Raw genomic sequence first — 12,936 nt, forward strand, 5'->3', positions numbered from 1 at the left:
CTTACGAAGGACCGTAAAGTAGTGAACCTACAGCGTGAAATTGACGAGGTTTTCGAAAGAAAAGCCTTCGAACGGCCACTGTTCTATTCCTACCTGGGAGGTTTGCGATTCAGCCTTTCCGAAAAGGGAACTGCCATTGAACAGTTTCTCCTGGCGCTTCAAAAAGCACGGTGCATTTGCGAGGACATATTCCCCGAGGAAGGATCGCTCGTTGTCTGTCTTCGTGTTCGTTCCGGAGCAAATCCATTTGCACACCGACCTGTTCTAGCGGAGCTTCGGGCGGCCGGTATCAAGATCCCCTCGAATCATTCCCGATGGCGTAACCCCATTCATCCGGACGATTGGTTTAATGAACATGAAGAAGAGCATTGGGCAAATGTCGCCTTTCATGCCCCATTGTCGCTACTTCAGAACTTTCTATGGTGTGCATTGGCGAAGGACTTTGGAGACATTCGGCCCCGCCCGTTTTGTGACATCTACTTTTTCAACCTGAACCTGCAGGTTATGGCATTTCCCTACGATGATCGCGGCATGGATGTCGTCGGACCGAACAGGACTGCCCTGGCGCAGCTGTATCAGAAACATCAGCGTTTTTTACTAACCCATGATCGGCCAGTGATGGATGAGGTATTCGGAGTCCAGGAACCCCATTGTAGATAACGCTGACAACGACGCCTGGACTCCAAAAAATTTGGGCTCGATGGGGCGTGAAACAACCCGAACTGCTCTTCGATAAAGGAAAGTGCAATGCCACCACTGATATGGGACCCGTTTGACCTTTTCAACGTACTTGGGGTTGCTCCTTCTGAAGGAGAGTCCGGGATCTCGCACCAGTACATCGTCGAACAGGGCGCTGTCAGACTGCAATTGACCAATTTGGCAATTTGATTGCGATGTTGAAGTCCAGCTGTGGGCGGCTCCGCTACCAAACCCAATAGTGCGGTACTCAATGCTCGATTGCCCGGGTATACGCGTCGTTAACGATAAACGTGGTCGTTTTTTAGAGTTCGCTGCGTCTAATACCTTCTCGGGTCGCTACGACGGCTATTCAGTCATTCCTTATGGTTTAAGACTCTGGATTGATCCGCAAATTTTTCTTGAGCCATTCACCTACTCGTGATTGGTGCTCCCACGTCTTTACCCAGCCTGCCATTACTGGATAATGGCACCCTGCCACAACCAGGCTCTGACCTTGATTTCTCAAGGTCTTATATTGCTACAGCCTGACAGTCACCTTCAAGGACGGACGATCGGCTACGGAACAAGGAATCAGCACCGTGATATCCCAGCAAGACTCAGCAATACCGCTTACCCGCACTCAGAAATTCACCTCGTTGATCACCCGCGGCATGGCAGGCCTCAGCGTCGTGCTGGGCGCCATGTGGGCGTTAATCACCTATGCCGTGCCGGACCCGAGCGTGTTCGGTTTCAGCTTCATCAGCTGGAAAAACGTGGTCCTGCTGGTGAGTGCATTTATGTTTCTGGGAGCCGTTTCAATCGGCTGGCAGATTCGTAATTTCACGCCGATGCTCCGCGGCGCGTTGCAGTTTTTCATGATCGCCGGCTTGTCTTTCGGCTTCTTCATCCTAGGCACCGAATACGCCAAGCCCTCTTTCGAGTTCGCCAAACTGCAAGCCAAAATAGTCGAAAACGAAGGCAACAACCTGCTCGGCAAACGCATGGAAGTGCTGGATAACATTCGCATCGAACTGGAGGGTTGCGAGAACATCGGCCGTCTGCCCACCTGCACTTTTGAACTGACCAATCTGAACGTAGACCGCAGCTTTCGCTTCGACGACGGCACCCGGCTATTCGACGAGTCTGGCGGTCCACTGAAGTTCGAGTCGATCCGGGTGGGCCAGGTCGAGGACAACGCCTGGCTGCGCTTTCAGCTGATTCGCAACGTACCTACACGCGTTACGCTGATCTTCCAGCAGAGCAACAGCAAACTCAGCAAAACACCAGCGATCAAGTTGGTGTTTCGAGATGGGAATGATGAGACGCTTACCGTCAAATTCAGTGAGATTGTAATGCGCTAGTTGTTGGAATAAAGGCTCTCTACTGACCACTACGGCGCAGGCACATACTCTTCGGTAATAACGAAACTATGTATAAGCCCCCACCATCCACTTCACTTTTTCCAGCGCCTCCCGCAGGGCGCCCATCTCCACGGAGCCCAGTGCCAGACGGAACGCATGGGGGACGTTGGCCGAAGTGGCAAAGGGTTCGGCGGTTGAAACCGAGACATTTTCCCGCTGCAGCGCCATGGCGATCTGGTCGGCCCGTGCGTCTTCCGACAACGGCAGCCAAAGAAAATACGACGATGGATGGCCAATACAGCGCAGCCCCGCCAGCACCTCGCGGGCCACGGCTTGCCGTGCCTGCGCGTCCCGGCGTTTTTCGGCTTCCAGTTGCATGACAGTGCCGTCGTCGAGCCATGCGGTGGCAATCGCTGTCATCACCCCCGGGGTATTCCAGGTGGTTGCCTTGATCGTGCGCTCCAGCGCGGGCACGTGCTGCAGGGGGGCGACGACGAAGCCTACGCGCAGCCCGGTGGCCACGCTTTTGGACAGCCCGGACACGTAAACCGTCCGCTCGGGGGCGAGTACCGCCAGCGGTGCGGGGGGATTTTGCGCCAGAAAGGCGTAAGCGGCGTCCTCGATGATCAATAGCCCATGGGCACGTGCAATCGTCACCAGGGATTCCCGTTGCCCGGCACTCATCACCCAACCCAACGGATTGTGCAGGGTCGGCATCGTGTACACGGCCCGCACCCGTCGATGCCGGCACAGGCTTTCCAGCGCTTGCAGATCCGGCCCGTGATCGAGCACCGGTATGGGCACGATTTCAAGGTGCAATGTGTCGGCCAGGGCCTTGAACCCCGGATAGGTCAACGCGTCCGCCGCAATCACGTCACCGGGTTGCAACAGCGCCATCATCGTCACCGCCAGCCCTTGCTGAGCGCCGGTGACGATCAGCACTTGCTCAGCCTCGACCGTCAGCCCGCGAACACTCAGATGGCGCGCCACAGAGGCGCGTTCATGGGGGCGCCCGGCGTGTGGCTGATAGCGCAGCAGCGCCTCCAGGTCGCCGGCCGAGGCGAGCTGGCGCAAGGCATTGCGCAACAGTTCTGTCTGCCCGGGAAGCGCCGGGTAGTTGAAGTTCAGGTCGGTCATGCCGGCGGCAACGCTGTGTTGATCGATAGCCTGGTTGGGCGACCACGAGGTTTCCCTGACGAACGTCCCCCGCCCCGTCTCCCCGCTGACCAGGCCCATGGCTTCCAGCTCCGCATAGACCCGGCTGGCCGTCACCAGGGCCAGGCCTTCCGTGGTCGCCAACTGACGGTGCGTCGGCAAGCGCGTGCCCGGCAACAGGCGTCCTGAGCGGATATTCGCCGCCAATGCATCCACCAGAGATTTGTAGCGGGAACGAGGCATGCGCAAGTGTATCCATGACAATATTTTGATTGTATTGAGTTTCGTCCATACGATGCCTTTCATGCAACCTGGCATGAAGGGGATCCTCAATGGAACGCACATCGAACCTGCAACACCACACCACGGAAACGACCGCGAGCGGATGGCTCAACGGGTTCATCGGCGTGCTCATCTTCAGCGGCTCACTGCCGGCCACTCGGGTGGCCGTTCTGGAATTCGACCCGGTTTTCCTGACCGTCGCCCGGGCCAGTATCGCCGCCATTGTGGCGCTGTGCATGCTGCTCCTGTTCAAGGAAAAACGGCCGGCCAGGAATCAGCTTCTGTCCCTGGCAATCGTGGCCCTGGGCGTTGTATTGGGGTTTCCGCTGCTGACTGCGCTGGCATTGCAATATGTAACGTCTGCGCACTCCATCGTCTTCGTTGGCCTGTTGCCCCTGGCCACGGCTGCGTTCGGCGTCTGGCGCGGTGGCGAGCGCCCCCGGCCAGTGTTCTGGTTCTTTTCGGTGCTGGGAAGCCTGCTGGTGGTGGGGTTTGCCCTCTCCCGGGGCCTGACCGCGTCTCCTGCGGGGGACATTCTGATGTTGCTGGCGATCCTGGCCTGCGGGTTGGGCTATGCCGAAGGCGCGAAGCTTTCCAAAACCCTGGGAGGCTGGCAGGTGATTTCCTGGGCCTTGGTACTGTCGCTGCCCATGATGATTGCGCTAACCTGGTTCCTGGCCCCGCCCTCGTTCTCGGCAATCACCCTGCCCGCGTGGTTCAGCCTGGCTTACGTGTCGCTGTTCAGCATGCTGATCGGCTTCGTGTTCTGGTATCGCGGGCTGGCTCAGGGCGGGATTGCCGCCGTCGGCCAGCTTCAGTTGCTGCAGCCGTTTTTCGGCCTGGCACTGGCGGCCACGCTGCTGCACGAGCAGGTCAGCCTTGGCATGCTGGGGGTGACCGTGGCAGTGATTCTTTGCGTGGCCGGGGCACGAAAGTTCTCGAAATAGACGTGGCGAAACAAACCGACTGCTGGTCGGCCTCCGGGCGGCAGGAGGACTAATATTTTAATGCGAGGGCATGATTTATGTTCTGCCGTGGTGGACCGGCCTCCGAGATGTTATCGGTCCACTGCAGTACTGGAGGAGGAATGAAAATGGCCAATTTCGCGAAAAAACTGCCGGTGCACACCGACGACGAAAAAACCACTCAACAATCGCTGGTGCCAGACCCTTGGCGGCCTCTGGAAAGGCTGCGCCAACAAGTCGACCACCTGTTTGAAGACTTCAATCCTGGCCTGGCGCTGAGACCTTTGCGGCGTGGGCTGTTTGATGTCGAACCATTCTGGAGCCGGGATTTTATCGGCCACAGCCTGCCTGCGGTGGATATCACCGAGAAGGATGAAAGCTTCGAAATCACCGCCGAATTGCCGGGCATGGATCAGGAGAATATCGACCTCAAACTGTCCAACGGCAATCTGATCATCAAGGGTGAAAAGAAAGAGGACAAGGAGGAAAAAAGGAAAGGCTATCACCTGTCAGAGCGTCACTATGGCTCCTTTGAACGGGTATTCAACCTGCCTAAAGGCGTCGACGCCGACAAGATCGAAGCAAGCTTCAGCAAAGGTGTGCTGAGCATTACGCTGCCGAAGAAGCCTCAAGCCCTGACCGCGGATAAAAAGGTGCAAATCAAATCAAGCTGAAATCACCTGTCGCGCAACAGAAAGCCCCTGGTCGGGAAACCGGCCAGGGGCTTTCTTGCAGTGGCCCTTTTTTGCAGTGGCCGGAGCACTAAAGAGGCTTCAGTTCCACGTTGTCGCGGTACTCCGGCACCGAGACCGACCAGCCCAGTTCCTGGCTGATGCGCCGGCGCAATACATCCGAGGCGTTGGGTTCGCCATGTACCACATAAGTGTGTTTCGGTGGCCGCTTGAAGCCGCGCAACCACGCCATGATTTCATCGGCGTCGGCGTGCGCGGACAGGGTTTGCATCGGCACCACTTCAGCGCGGATCGGCACGTCCTTGCCGTGAATACGTACCGACGGAGCGCCTGCGATGATCTGCGCGCCGCGGGTGCCGCCCGCCTGAAAGCCCGGCACCAACAGCGTATTGAGCGGGTTGGGCGCCAGCGCCTTGAGGTGGTGCAGCACCCGCCCGCCAGTGGCCATGCCGCTGGCGGCGATGATCACCGCGGGTGTGCGCTGCTGGTCCAGGTCGATGGAGTCTCTGGTGGAACGCACAAAACGCGTGACATGGCACATGCCTTCGCACTCTTCCAGGGACAAGCGGTGTTCGCTGCGAAAGCGCTGGTACAACCGCGTGACGTCGGTGGCCATGGGGCTGTTGAGATAGATCGGCAGGTCGGGAATCGCGTGTTTTTGTTGCAAGCGATACAGGTGGTACATCAGCAATTGCGCACGACCGACCGCGAACGAGGGCACCAGCGTGATGCCATGGCGCAGCGCGGTACGGGTGATGACTTCGGCCAATTGTTCCTCCGGGGGCTCGTCGGGATGCCGACGGTCACCGTAAGTCGACTCCACCAGCAGGTAATCGGCCTGCTCGACTGTCTCCGGGGCGAACATCAATGGATCGTTCGGCCGCCCCAGATCCCCGGAGCACACGAGCGTGACGCCGTCGGCGACGATTTCCACGGTGGCAGCGCCCAGAATATGCCCGGCACCGCGCAACAGAATGCTCATCCCCGGGACAATATCGACCCGGTGGTGCAACTGCACCGGCCGCAGCAATTTCAATGCCCGCTCGGCGTCTTGCTCGGTGTACAGCGGCAAGGCCGGAGAGTGTTTGGAGAAGCCATGGCGATTGGCGAATTCGGCCTCTTCTTCCTGCAAGCGGCCGCTGTCGCGCAGCAGGATTTTCACCAGTTCACAGGTGGCTGGCGTGGCATACACCGGGCCGCGATAACCGTTGCGCACCAACACCGGCAGGTAGCCGCTGTGGTCCAGATGAGCGTGGGTCAGCACAATGGCTTCGAGGTCGCGAACCGGCAACTGGAACGGGTCCCAGTTGTGCAAGCGCAGTTGTTTATAGCCCTGGAACAGGCCGCAATCGATCAACACATGCTGGTCGCGATGTTCCAGCAGGTACTTGCTGCCTGTGACCGTGCCCGCGGCACCGAGAAATGTCATTCGCATGGCCGTTTCCTTGCGCATTCATGGAGCGCTATTGATCGCTCCTTTACGCCCATGGGCAGTTGATTTTTATCAACCAAGACCACACGGGTGCATCTTCTCAATCGAGCCGGGGCAATGGCTTGACGATCGTCAGGCTGCAAGGTGACCGGTTCAACACACTTTCGGCCGTGCTGCCGATGAACATATCGATCCCGCGATGGTAGGTCGTGCCCAGTACCACCATGTCGAAGGCATGTTGTTCGGCGAAACGGGCAATCACTTCGGAGGGAGTGCCCGGCAGCAAATGGCGCTGTTGTTTCTCGATTCCGTAGCGTTCGGCAAGCGCCTCGAAAGCCTCCAGTTGAGCATCGCTGACCGCGTCCCTCAAACTGCCACCCAGTGTCGCCGTCGGTACGTTCACTTCAGCCTCCCCCAGCTCCGACCAGCCGCTGACATTGAGCAGGTGCAAGGCGGCGCCACAGGATTCGGCCAGGCTCGAGGCCAGGTCGAGAATCCGGTCATTGAGCCCCTGGGTCAGCTCCTCCAGATGGGACAAATCGATGGTCGCGAGGATACTCGACGGTTTGGGATGTGTGGCATCGATCACCAGATGCAAGGGGGCCGGACAGTCGCGCAGCAACTGCCAGTCCAGGGGCCGGTGAAAGGCGCGGTCGAGCGCCGACACGCGGTGGGTGTCCTTGATCACCAGGTCCGCATGGAAGTCATTCACGTACTCCAGCAGATGCGCCAGGGTCGGCCTGGCCCACACCACTTCAGTGGTCACCTGCACGCCTTCGCAGCGCTGAAACCGGGCTTGCTGCTCCAGCCACTGACGGTGTACCTGCAAGTAACCTTCCCGCGCCTGGGCCATCGCGTCGTGGTCGAACAGGCCGGCCGCCGCCAGCGCCTGAACATAATCGAAAGCGACAATGTGCAGCACCGCACCGGTTGCACAGGCCAGGGACCGCGCCCGTTCGAACGCCGGGGTGCGGATCATTTCAGTCGGGGCAATCAATAACAAACGTTGAATTTTCACCCTCACCCACCTCATCTGGATAGCTTCAGGTTTTGGCTCAAGTATCCGTGGGCCCTGGCCGTGAGGCTCTGATTTTTATCAACTAATGGCCGCTCAGGCATCGGCTTGGCGCCCGACGCTCGAACCCGGCTGCCTGACCGCCAGAATGCTGCCCGGCACCGAGTACAATGCGCGCTCGGTGTTGCTGCCGATCAAGCGGTCGAGCCCCACGCGATGCACCGTGCCCATCACCACCACATCCGCCAGGTATTGCTCGACAAACTCGCTGATCACCGGCACCGGCAAGCCCATGACAAAGTGCCGACGCTCGGGAGGAACACCGTAGCGATCCGCCAGGGTGATAAACGCCCGGTGCAGGGACTCGCGCAGTTCCTCGACGAAGTCCATGCCCCAGCCACCGGCGATCAGCGGCGCATCACCATTGAACGCCGGCGACAAGTCGTAGGCGTACAGCAGGTGCAGTGGTGCGTCGCATTGCAGCGCCAGCGCGTTGGCTGTCTGGATGATGGTGTCGTTCAGGCCACTGATTTGCGTCTGCGGATCGAACGGGTCCACGGCGGCCACCACCCGGTGCGGCAACCCGTAACGGATCTGGTTGACCAAGTGCACGGGGATCGTGCATTCGCGCAGCAGATGGCAATCGAGCGGAGTGATGAACACCCGTTTGAGTGCCGGTTCCAGGGTGACGTCCTTGATCAGCAGGTCGGGCTTGAGGTCTTCGATTGTCTTCAAAATATCCAGCAGCGGATGGGTGGTGAAGACCGCTTCAACCGTCACTGCCACGCCCTGCCCGCTGAGCCGTTCGACCTCGTCGGCCACCCATCGATGACAGTGGCGCAGATAGCGCTGATACCCCGCCTCATCGATTTTTTCTTCCCACAAATGAACAATCGGTGCCGGATCGACAAAGGCCCACACATCCAGCGCGGCCCCGCTCGCCTTGGCCAGCGCGACGGCACGGAGCAAGGCAGGGGACTGATGCAGGGTCCGGTCGGCAATCAGCAGCAAACGTTGATATTGACCCATCTCACACCTCCGCTCGAAACCGGTCCTCAAGCACCGGCATGGGCCAAGACTGCGCTCGTTACCCCCTCCCCCAGGTTGATTTACATCAAATACCCGCCAATGAACGCCCTCGTGACGGGTGTCTGATCCAGATCAGATTCACGGGCTGCCAGTGGCGTAGAAAGGAATCGACCGCGTGACTGATTTCCACGCACCCCACTTTTCAAACAGGATGGAGGACCTTCCATGCTCACCGTCAAAGACCACAATGATCGGGCCGCGGCCGCCTATGCCGCAGTCACTGGAAAATACTGGATCGAAGCGCTCAGGGACGGTCGTCACGTGCTGATCAGGCCACTGCTGGAAAAGGACCGCGATCTTGAATATGCCTTCATCAAACGCCTGTCGCCCGAGTCTCGGCACATGCGTTTTCTCGCACAGGTCAACGAACCGGGCGCCGCCATGCTCGACCAGTTGATGGACACCGACAACAAACAGCGCATGGCCTACATCGCGCTGGTTCATGAAAACGGCAAATTGATCGAAATCGGCATCAGCCGCTACGCCGCCACGGCGGAACATGAGTGCGAATGCGCGGTGACGGTCGCTGATGAATGGCAGCACTTGGGCCTGGGCACCATTTTGATGGAACATCTGATCAAGGCTGCCCGCAGAAACGGTTTTCATCAGATGTATTCGATCGACGCCGCCAGCAATACCTCCATGCGCGATCTGACCAAAGCCTTGGGTTTCGAGCGGCACAATGATCCCGACGACAGCCGTCAGGTCATCCATCGTCTGTATATGTCGTAAAAGCCGATTGCCCCACGACGTACCGGTCAACGGTCCGCCGTGGGGCAAATCAACGTTCAGGGTTGCAACGACCTGTCGGGTTTGATCGCCAGCACACTGCAAGGGGCGCGGTGCAAGAGCTGTTCGGCAGTGGTCCCCAACAGCTTGTTCAACCCCGAGTGCTGCACCGTCCCCATCACAATGACATCGGTGCGATGGTCTTCGGCGAACTTGCAAATACTCGGCAACGGCGCACCTTCGATGAAGTGGCGACACTCCGGCGGCACGCCATGACGCTCGGCCAGCGCCGCAAACGCTTCGTGTTGCGCCGTGCCCATGGCTTCGTAAAGACCGGAAGCCAAAGGGAGTGCGCCAGCGCCCATGTCCATGGCGTACACGGCCGTCCAGTCATACACATGCACCAACTCGATCTTCGCCTCACACTGTTCAGCCAGCTTGGTGGCGGCGTCGATGATCTGGTCATTGAATACCAGGTCCTGCTCTTCGCTACGCAGCACGTCGACGATGGCCAACACGTTGTGTGGCCGCGGATTCAGGGCGTTGGTCACCAGATGCACCGGCACCGGACAATCGCGCAACAACTGCCAGTCCAGCGGGGTGAAAAACACCCGCTTCAACGCTGATTCTTCCTGGGCATCCTTGATGATCAGGCTCAGCGCCATCTCGTTGACGAAGTGCAGGATTTCCTCGTAAGGGTGCTGCACCCACACCACCTCGCTGGTGACCTCCACCCCGTGTTTGCTGATCAATTGGGCTTGTTCGGCAAGCCATTGCCGATGGGTTTGCAAATAACCGTCCCGGGCCTGGGCAATCTGCTCGGGGGCAAACAAGCCGGCGACGGCCAAGGCCTGCAAGTAATCGAATGCCACGATGTGCAGCGGCGACTGCATCGCGCGGGCCAACGCGGCGGCCCGGTCGAACGCCGGAGTACGGGTCATGGATTGGGGGGCGATCAACAGTAAACGCTGAGTCTGCGACATGGGACACCTCGGCACGCGGCCATCTCGATACGGTGAGTAGAACCCTAGAGTGATCGCGGCAGATTCGGGCGACTTGATCTTTGTCAGCTACAGCGCTCGGATGCCCGTCAATGCAGCAAGATGCCCGCCCACATCGCCAACGTCAGCAAGACCTGGCCGGGAATGACATACGCGGCGAACCGGCGCCCGCCGCTGACCCAGGCCACCAGGCATTTGCTCAGGGAGTTACTGCTCACGGCAACCAGCGTGGGCGCGGCAATGGCGTCGAACGGCAACAGCCCGGCCTTGGCCAGGGCGCCAACGGACGCCGTCGAAGTATGGATATCGGCGAAACCGGTAAGCATCGCCGTGACCATCACGCCTATCTCGCCAAAGCGGCTGAGCACCATCGACGACAGGAAGGTCATGCCGGTCATGGCCAGCGTCAGGGCCAAGGCCAGCTTGAGGTTGAACGCGCCGCCGACCTTGATCGGCTGGTTCGCGCCGCTCGCCGGTTTGAGCAACATCAGGCTCAGGCCATACAGCGCCGTGGCGGCGACACCCAACAACAGCGCCCCCCACATGTACCGCAATAGACCGATATCGACCGCCCCCAGGATCAAGCCGACCTGAATCACCGTGGCCAGATTGGACAGCATCGCTGCCGCACTGAGGATTTTGAGGTTGTCCGGCTCCTTGGCGGCAAGGTGCCCCATCGCGGCGATGGTCGCGATGCTGGAAGCGAACCCGGAGGCGATGGCGCTGACCACATAGCCGTAACGGGCACCCAAGGTACGAACGGCAATATGCCCTACGGCCCCGACGGCCATCAGCAACACCGTCAGGGTGCAAATGGTGCGCAGATTGATGGCGGCATAGGGGCCGATAAAGCGATCCGGCGCCAATGGCAACACCACCAGGGCAGCGACCAACAGCACCAGACCGTCGCGCATTTCCCCTTCGGTCAATTGGCTGCGCGCGAAATGGTGCAGTTTCTGGCGATACGTCAGCAGCCCCGCCACCATCACGCCAATGGCGATGGCCAGCTCGGGCGCGGAGCCACACAATGCCCCCAACGCCAATACCGTGAATAACGCCACTTCACTGGTGACACCAGGATCAGTGCCCAGGCTCCGCCAGTAAGCCACGGTGACCAGCAAGGCCACCGAAACCGCCATGATGCCCACCAGCAAACCGCCACCGACCTGCATCGCCACATAACCCAGCAACGCGGTGATCGCGAACGTGCGCAATCCGGCACAGGCGCGACTGTCTCCCCGCCCCTTGTGCCGTTCACGTTCAAGGCCGATGAGCATGCCGATCCCCAGCGCAGCTGCCGCGCCTGCCAGGCTCAAGGTGTCGTTCATGCGATTGCGTCCGGGTAAACCACAAGCCACAGACTGCGCCGGCATGACGCAAGAGAGGTTGATATTGGTCAATGTTTTGTAGATGGACGCGCGACTCACCACACGTCGGGCCGTCTGCTGCATCACTCGCCAGGTTGATAAAGATCAAGCCCTCTCCCCCGGTCGGCGGCAGGATAAAAACCAGGCTTCCACTGCCCAGACGCAGGGGTGCCAGTGAGCACTGGAATTTCTACGATTATCGACGGGAGTTTGGTCATGTCTGAGCAATCACGCTTCATGCTGGTCGTCTCGCCCCTCATGGAAAACAGCCCCGCGTTCGACCGCGCCGCTGCATTGGCCAAGGCCTCGGACGCGGCCCTGCACATCGTCGCCTTCGACTACCTGGAAGGCCTGGCAACGGCGAGCATGGTCAACGAACAAGCGCTGGAGGAGATGCGGCTGGGGTATGTCGAGCGCCATCGCCAATGGCTCGAAGAACAGGCCCGCCCCTTGCGTAAAATCGGGGTGCCCGTCACCACGGAGGTGATTTGGGTTGAACGCCCTTTGCAGGAAATCCTCATTCATCTCAAAGAACAACCCATGGCGGTACTGATCAAGGCACTGGAATACGAGTCGCTGCTGTCACGGATAATGTTCACCCCCCTGGATATCCATTTGCTGCGCGAATGCCCGGTGCCGCTGCATTTTGTCAGCCACGCGAAGCACGCGCTGCCGCGCAGGATCCTCGCCGCGGTCGACCCCTTCCACAGCAAAACTCAGTACAAGGATTTCAACGACAGGATCCTGCGCGAGGCCTCAAAACTGGCCAGCACCTGTAATGCCCAGCTCGACGTGATCTACGCCCACGACCTTTCATCCCTCAGCGCGGACGAGTTCGATTTCGACAGTAGCTCGGCGCTGTTTTCTTCTGGCAAAGCCAAGACGCTGTTCGACGCACAGGCCGATGCCTTCCGCGATCTGGCCGAGCGCAATGGTATTGCGCCAGAGCAACAGCACATGATCATGGGTAACCCGAGCAAGGTCATTACCCAATACGCCGACGCCTACGACATCGACGTGATTGTCATGGGCCGGGTCGGCCATCGAGGCGTGGGCCGCTTGGTGGGCAGCACGGTGGAGCATCTGCTGTACAAAATGCCATGCAGTGTATGGGTGGTTTCACCTGAGGAACTGTAGAGCGCTGTTTCGCACAGCCGCCACCCCACAACT

General features: G+C 59.4%; 12 protein-coding genes. 6 read left to right on the forward strand and 6 right to left on the reverse strand.

Features of this window, described 5'->3' with window-relative positions; all coding sequences use genetic code 11:
* The first annotated feature begins 21 nt into the window (after positions 1–21).
* Entirely contained in the window at positions 22–660 is a 639-nt protein-coding gene (locus PSH64_RS19655) for a DUF3885 domain-containing protein (RefSeq protein ID WP_305478305.1), read from the forward strand.
* A 674-nt stretch (positions 661–1,334) separates the two neighbouring features.
* The gene (locus PSH64_RS19660; RefSeq protein WP_305478306.1) at positions 1,335–2,039 is read left to right on the forward strand and encodes a hypothetical protein; all 705 of its coding nucleotides are present in this window, start codon (positions 1,335–1,337) and stop codon (positions 2,037–2,039) included.
* 66 nt (positions 2,040–2,105) lie between these two features.
* On the opposite strand, the gene PSH64_RS19665 is transcribed toward PSH64_RS19660, so the two are convergent.
* Complete coding sequence (locus PSH64_RS19665) at positions 2,106–3,437, reverse strand: PLP-dependent aminotransferase family protein (protein WP_305478307.1); 1,332 nt, start codon at positions 3,435–3,437, stop codon at positions 2,106–2,108.
* Positions 3,438–3,526: 89 nt separating this feature from the next.
* Between PSH64_RS19665 and PSH64_RS19670 the strand changes: the two genes are divergently transcribed.
* Together PSH64_RS19670 and PSH64_RS19675 are read left to right on the forward strand one after the other, a co-directional pair.
* Positions 3,527–4,423: a DMT family transporter gene (locus tag PSH64_RS19670; RefSeq protein ID WP_105346830.1), complete on the forward strand. Its 897-nt coding sequence runs from the start codon at positions 3,527–3,529 to the stop codon at positions 4,421–4,423.
* 146 nt (positions 4,424–4,569) lie between these two features.
* A complete protein-coding gene (locus PSH64_RS19675) occupies positions 4,570–5,115 on the forward strand; it encodes an Hsp20/alpha crystallin family protein (RefSeq protein ID WP_305478308.1) in 546 nt (181 codons plus the stop codon).
* An 88-nt stretch (positions 5,116–5,203) separates the two neighbouring features.
* Here the strand turns inward: PSH64_RS19675 and PSH64_RS19680 are convergent, their stop codons facing one another.
* The 3 genes from PSH64_RS19680 to PSH64_RS19690 form a co-directional block, all read right to left on the reverse strand.
* Positions 5,204–6,568: an MBL fold metallo-hydrolase RNA specificity domain-containing protein gene (locus PSH64_RS19680; RefSeq protein ID WP_244914253.1), complete on the reverse strand. Its 1,365-nt coding sequence runs from the start codon at positions 6,566–6,568 to the stop codon at positions 5,204–5,206.
* 97 nt (positions 6,569–6,665) lie between these two features.
* A complete protein-coding gene (locus PSH64_RS19685; RefSeq protein WP_105346835.1) occupies positions 6,666–7,583 on the reverse strand; it encodes a universal stress protein in 918 nt (305 codons plus the stop codon).
* A gap of 93 nt (positions 7,584–7,676) precedes the next feature.
* Complete coding sequence (locus PSH64_RS19690) at positions 7,677–8,609, reverse strand: universal stress protein (RefSeq protein ID WP_305478309.1); 933 nt, start codon at positions 8,607–8,609, stop codon at positions 7,677–7,679.
* A 225-nt stretch (positions 8,610–8,834) separates the two neighbouring features.
* On the opposite strand from PSH64_RS19690, the gene PSH64_RS19695 reads away from it, so the two are divergent.
* Positions 8,835–9,401, forward strand: a complete 567-nt coding sequence (locus PSH64_RS19695) for a GNAT family N-acetyltransferase (RefSeq protein ID WP_105346839.1) — start codon at positions 8,835–8,837, stop codon at positions 9,399–9,401.
* A gap of 56 nt (positions 9,402–9,457) precedes the next feature.
* On the opposite strand, the gene PSH64_RS19700 is transcribed toward PSH64_RS19695, so the two are convergent.
* Positions 9,458–10,381, reverse strand: coding sequence for a universal stress protein (locus PSH64_RS19700; RefSeq protein WP_105346841.1), 924 nt, complete (start codon positions 10,379–10,381; stop codon positions 9,458–9,460).
* Between the two features lie 107 nt (positions 10,382–10,488).
* Positions 10,489–11,727: a DUF4010 domain-containing protein gene (locus tag PSH64_RS19705; protein ID WP_105346843.1), complete on the reverse strand. Its 1,239-nt coding sequence runs from the start codon at positions 11,725–11,727 to the stop codon at positions 10,489–10,491.
* Between the two features lie 255 nt (positions 11,728–11,982).
* On the opposite strand from PSH64_RS19705, the gene PSH64_RS19710 reads away from it, so the two are divergent.
* On the forward strand, positions 11,983–12,903 hold the full coding sequence (locus tag PSH64_RS19710) for a universal stress protein (protein ID WP_105346845.1): 921 nt from the start codon (positions 11,983–11,985) through the stop codon (positions 12,901–12,903).
* Positions 12,904–12,936: the final 33 nt, after the last annotated feature.

Source organism: Pseudomonas sp. FP1742 (genome assembly GCF_030687145.1).
Classification (GTDB): domain Bacteria; phylum Pseudomonadota; class Gammaproteobacteria; order Pseudomonadales; family Pseudomonadaceae; genus Aquipseudomonas; species Aquipseudomonas frederiksbergensis_D.

Excerpts from the sequence above, each read along its gene's own strand:
- PSH64_RS19690 (WP_305478309.1), bottom strand. The coding sequence starts at position 8,609 with ATGGGTCAATATCAACGTTTGCTGCTGATTGCCGACCGGACCCTGCAT.
- PSH64_RS19710 (WP_105346845.1), top strand. The coding sequence starts at position 11,983 with ATGTCTGAGCAATCACGCTTCATGCTGGTCGTCTCGCCCCTCATGGAA.
- PSH64_RS19670 (WP_105346830.1), top strand. The coding sequence starts at position 3,527 with ATGGAACGCACATCGAACCTGCAACACCACACCACGGAAACGACCGCG.
- PSH64_RS19665 (WP_305478307.1), bottom strand. The coding sequence starts at position 3,437 with ATGCCTCGTTCCCGCTACAAATCTCTGGTGGATGCATTGGCGGCGAAT.
- PSH64_RS19705 (WP_105346843.1), bottom strand. The coding sequence starts at position 11,727 with ATGAACGACACCTTGAGCCTGGCAGGCGCGGCAGCTGCGCTGGGGATC.
- PSH64_RS19695 (WP_105346839.1), top strand. The coding sequence starts at position 8,835 with ATGCTCACCGTCAAAGACCACAATGATCGGGCCGCGGCCGCCTATGCC.
- PSH64_RS19680 (WP_244914253.1), bottom strand. The coding sequence starts at position 6,568 with ATGCGAATGACATTTCTCGGTGCCGCGGGCACGGTCACAGGCAGCAAG.
- PSH64_RS19675 (WP_305478308.1), top strand. The coding sequence starts at position 4,570 with ATGGCCAATTTCGCGAAAAAACTGCCGGTGCACACCGACGACGAAAAA.
- PSH64_RS19700 (WP_105346841.1), bottom strand. The coding sequence starts at position 10,381 with ATGTCGCAGACTCAGCGTTTACTGTTGATCGCCCCCCAATCCATGACC.